We start from the raw sequence: 4,535 nt of genomic DNA, 5'->3' as shown, positions 1-4,535 counted from the left end.
ATTATAAATATGGCTTATATATTATGCTACCAACTGTTTGCGTACCGGCAAAGATGTTGAGGCCAGTGTCATTAACTAATATGCAAGGGGGAGCACATAATGAAAACACCACAAGAGTTGCTGCAAGAGCGGAAAGAAAGAATAAGAAAAGCGGTAGCCCTGGAAAAAACCGATCGAACTCCGGTAGTAACCTTGGCTGATGGTTTCTGCGCTACGCACATGGGGGTCAAACTATCTGATTTTTGTTCAAGCCTAAAAGCCTCGAACAAGGTAATGGTGGAATCAATAAAAGACCTGGGGGACATTGACGGGTTCGATTCAGCCTTTGCGGCTGCACTGCTGTTTCCTTTAGGATTTATGACCAATATTAAGCTGCCGGGGCGGGAATTGCCGGATAATGTGGTATGGCAGCTTGATGAAAAAGAAGTTATGACAATTGAGGATTATGATACTATCTTGAATAAGGGCTGGACACCTTTTATGCAGGATTATGTGGTTAAACGGCTAAATGTCCCGTTTGATTCGATCATGGCAGAATTGGCAGATACCCCGCAAATGGTGAAAAACTTTGAAGATGCCGGTTATGTGGTATATTCTCCGCTTGTTATCAATCTGGTAAATGAGCTGCTGAGCGGCGGGCGTTCCATGCCTAAGTTCATTCAGGACCTGTATAAGAGAGCCGATAAGGTTGAGGCTGTTTTGGATGTAATTCAAGAAGAGGTTTTGGTTAATATGCGCAAACAAATCCGTGCGACCAATTCCACTTATGTGTTTATATCGCCGGCCAGGGGCGCGAGTGAATTCTTTTCGCGCAAGCTGTGGGAACGTTTCGTCTGGAAATATCTAAAACAGGTAGCTGACGTTATTATCGAAGAAGGTGCGGTCATTAACTTCCATATTGATTCCAACTGGGAACGTGATTTAGAATACTTTAAGGATTTCCCGGCAGGAAAATGCGTATTTGAAACAGACGGAGCCACCAATATCTACAAGATAAAGGAGGTTCTCGGCAATCGTATGTGTATTAAGGGTGATGTGCCTGCTGCCCTGTTTACATTAGGTACGCCTGATGATGTATATAATTACAGTACAAAATTAATCAGGGATATGGGGACCGGATTTATTCTGGCATCAGGCTGCGCCGTACCGGTAAACGCGAAGGTGGAAAATGTCAAGGCAATGATTGCGGCTGCAACCGGGAAGTAATTGCTGAGAATTTTATTTATAAATCGGTGCAATAAGGAGAATCAATTTCCCAAGAGGGAATATTTACGTTATCATGTTAGCTGAAAGATAAAACTACTGTTGTGGGGTGGAACAAATGACAGCAAAAAAAGACGTTATGACAGCAGAGGAAAGACTTATGGCCACAATTAACCTTGAGCCAGTGGACCGGGTGGTATGTGCACCCATGATTGACCAGTATGCCGGTCAGTTTGCAGGCATTACCAACAAAGAGTTTATGTGGGACTGGGAAAAATGCATGGACGCGATTGAAAAGGTTCACGAGGCCTTCCCGGTCTGGGATAGCAACCCCTTTATTATGTGTGAGCGTTATGCCCCGCTGATGAAGAAGGTTGGCCTTATGCGGACAAAGATGCCTGGTGACGAGCTGCCTGATAATGCCTCTTTCCAAATGCACGAGGTTGAGATTACGACGCAGGCTGATTACGATCTGTTGATAGAAAAAGGCCTGCTGGCGTATGTGACAAAATTTAACGAGGTTGCTTTTGGCACAAACCCCGAGGAAATGATGCAGGCGATGATCGAGAAAGGTAAATTGCTTGCCGATGAAAACCAGCGTACAGCACGCCGCGGACAGAGTTCCACCTGGGGAATTCTCGGCGGGTCGGCCCCTGATGTTTTATCAATGACCCGCTCTATGGAGTGCTTTTTCAAAGATATGTTTAGAATCCCCGACAAAGTATATCAGGCACTGGAAGTTACTACCGACGATATGATCAGCATCCTGGTAGCCCAGGCCGATCAAATCGGTATCAGGCGTACTTTTATCGGTGATTCCCGCAGCAGTGCGCAATGGATATCCCTGAAAAGATTCGAAAAATTATTACTGCCGATTATGAAGCGCCTGGTCAACGGCTTGGCTGAGAAAGATATTGTTCCCATACTCCATTGTGATTCAGACTGGACAAAAAACCTCGAATATTTCTTAGAACTGCCTGCGAAAAAATTTGTTTTGCAGCTTGATGGCGATACCGATATTTTTAAGGCTAAAGAAATATTGGGCGGACATTGTGCCATTATGGGGGATGTGCCTGCGGCATTGCTGACGATAGGTTCGGTTGATGATGTCGACGCCTATGCCAAGAAACTGATTACAGTTGTGGGCAAAGACGGTGGATTTATCTATTCCTCAGGCTGCTGTGTCCCCATGAACGCGAAAAACGAGAACATGAAAGCTTACTTTGACGCAGTGGAAAAATATGGACGCTATAATTGATTCCAGGTGATTGGCCTTCTGGTTTTGGATATATAACCTCATCTGCCGTTGCAGGGAATGAATTGATTTTGCCATTGTAATAAATTATCCCGTGATCACAATGAGCACGGGATAATTTTATTGCTATTAAAGAAATATTATGGGGGGCAAGCGATTGAACTGGTTTCGAAATTTAGCAGTGAAAGAAAAATTTGCTGTCTTAGTCGTTGTTGTTTTGGCGTGCCAGTTGGCAGCAGGAGTTTTTGCCATCTACTACCTGACGAAGCTCTCACAGGACACAGACGAAATTCACCGCCAGATGGGAAAGACGGTGGTAGCTGGCGATATTGCCTTCCGGGGGCAGCAGGTAACGGCGCTTATACTGGAACTGACGACTACGGCGGATCAGGCCCGGGCGCAGGAAGATTTCCGGAAACTTGGAGAATTACTCCAGGAGAATGTAGCGGTTCTTGAGACTTTTAGCAAGCAGCCGTTGAGCCCAGGCGAACAGGACCGGCTTGCTAGCGGGATGAATGAGATACAAGGGGCGGCTTCTCCGCTCACAAAAACCATGCAATTGGCTGCAGAAGGAAAAAGGCAGGAAGCCTATACTGAGTTTACTCAGAATGTGGCCGGACGTTTTGACAAGATTAATGCCAATTTTAGGGGATTAGCAGCATACTCCTCGCAAGAGGCCGAGAAGACGCTGCATAATTCCGCCCAAAGCCGGCAGGCCTCATACCTTTCACTTGCCGTCATTCTGGTAATTGCCCTGATTTTGACCGGCTGTATAGCCTGGTACACCGCGGGGGTAATTATTACTCCTTTACGGCTGCTTGTTGCTCAGACGCAGGAAGTTGCGACTGGAAACCTGACTGGCAGAAAATCGGCATTAGGTTCGAAGGATGAAATCGGCCGGTTATCCACTGAGTTCGATGTGATGGTGGAAAACCTGAGCAGGCTGGTTAAGCATATAAAAATGGCCTCAGCCCATATGGTAGCCTCCTCGGAAGAACTGACCGCCGGCGCCGAACAGTCGTCTCAGGCCGTCAGCCAGGTAGCAGACGCAATCGCAGATGTTGCCGCCGGGGCGGCCGCTCAGGTTAAGGCCATTCATGCGGCCGACAATGTTGTCGAAAGTATGGCGGCCAGTATTCAGCAGATAGCTGCAAATGCAAGCGGAGTTGCCACAATGGCGGAACAGACCGCCAATGCCGCCGTCGCAGGCGGTAATGCCATTGCGACGGCAATCAGTCAAATGGCCAGTGTCGAAACCGTAGTTGGTGACTCGGCCCAGGTAGTCTCTGAGTTGGGCGAACGGTCGAAGGAAATTGGACAAATAGTCGATACTATTGCCAGTATTGCCGGCCAAACCAACCTGCTGGCGCTCAATGCCGCTATTGAAGCGGCCCGGGCCGGTGAACAAGGGCGTGGCTTTGCTGTTGTGGCCGAAGAAGTACGCAAACTGGCTGAACAGTCTCAGGAGGCGGCAAAACAGATAGCAGCGCTCATTGGAAAAATTCAGAGTGATACAGACCGGGCGGTTGCGGCCATGTCTACAGGCAACCGGGAGGTGCGGCTGGGAACTGAAGTTGTAAACACAGCGGGAAAAGCATTCAGTCAGATTCAATCGCTGAGCAGTCAGGTATCAGTGCAAGTACAGGGAATTTCCGGCACTATTCAGCAGGTGGCTGCCAGCAGTCAGGAAATCGTCATAGCCGTAAAAGAAATTGACGTGCGCAGTAAGGACTCGGCAGCACAAACCGAGACCGTATCTGCCGCCACCGAGGAGCAATCTGCCTCGATGGCAGAAATTGCCACTTCGAGTCAGACATTAGCAAAAATAGCGGAAGAGCTGCAACTGTCTATTCAGCAGTTCAAAGTGTAAGTTATTTCATATTACCGATAAGACCGCTCTCTGCCCGGCAATATGTTAGCCATGGCGGAGAGCGGTTGTGCTTCAGGTGTGCCGTGCCACCATCCAGGCTGAACCGGGGGCTAGGATTTTGGTGGTAAAGTGCGGAAGCAAGGGTATTATTTTCTGTTATTGCTGCAATGAGGAATGCGAATTTCCATAAAAATAGATTTCGGTTTA

Annotated in this window: 4 protein-coding genes; 3 read left to right on the top strand and 1 reads right to left on the bottom strand. The window is 47.8% G+C overall.

Features of this window, described 5'->3' with window-relative positions; all coding sequences use genetic code 11:
• Window positions 1–99 precede the first annotated feature (99 nt).
• The 3 genes from VN379_RS21675 (at window position 100) to VN379_RS21665 (ending at window position 4,328) form a co-directional block, all read left to right on the top strand.
• Entirely contained in the window at window positions 100–1,206 is a 1,107-nt protein-coding gene (locus VN379_RS21675) for a uroporphyrinogen decarboxylase family protein (RefSeq protein ID WP_325537749.1), read from the top strand.
• 115 nt (window positions 1,207–1,321) lie between these two features.
• Window positions 1,322–2,461: a uroporphyrinogen decarboxylase family protein gene (locus tag VN379_RS21670; RefSeq protein WP_325537748.1), complete on the top strand. Its 1,140-nt coding sequence runs from the start codon at window positions 1,322–1,324 to the stop codon at window positions 2,459–2,461.
• A 154-nt stretch (window positions 2,462–2,615) separates the two neighbouring features.
• On the top strand, window positions 2,616–4,328 hold the full coding sequence (locus tag VN379_RS21665; RefSeq protein WP_325537747.1) for a methyl-accepting chemotaxis protein: 1,713 nt from the start codon (window positions 2,616–2,618) through the stop codon (window positions 4,326–4,328).
• 1 nt (window position 4,329) lies between these two features.
• Here VN379_RS21665 and VN379_RS21660 read toward each other — a convergent pair.
• The coding region (locus VN379_RS21660) for a hypothetical protein (RefSeq protein ID WP_325537745.1) at window positions 4,330–4,535 on the bottom strand (206 nt) is incomplete at its 5' end.

The organism is Sporomusa sp., from assembly GCF_035561255.1.
Classification (GTDB): domain Bacteria; phylum Bacillota; class Negativicutes; order Sporomusales; family Sporomusaceae; genus Sporomusa.
The sequence above is the reverse complement of the archived record's forward strand: the minus strand, read 5'-3'. Positions and strand labels throughout refer to the sequence as shown.

What these genes read in the sequence shown, in the direction of transcription:
- VN379_RS21675 (WP_325537749.1), top strand. Translation starts at nt 100, where the DNA reads ATGAAAACACCACAAGAGTTGCTGCAAGAGCGGAAAGAAAGAATAAGA.
- VN379_RS21670 (WP_325537748.1), top strand. Translation starts at nt 1,322, where the DNA reads ATGACAGCAAAAAAAGACGTTATGACAGCAGAGGAAAGACTTATGGCC.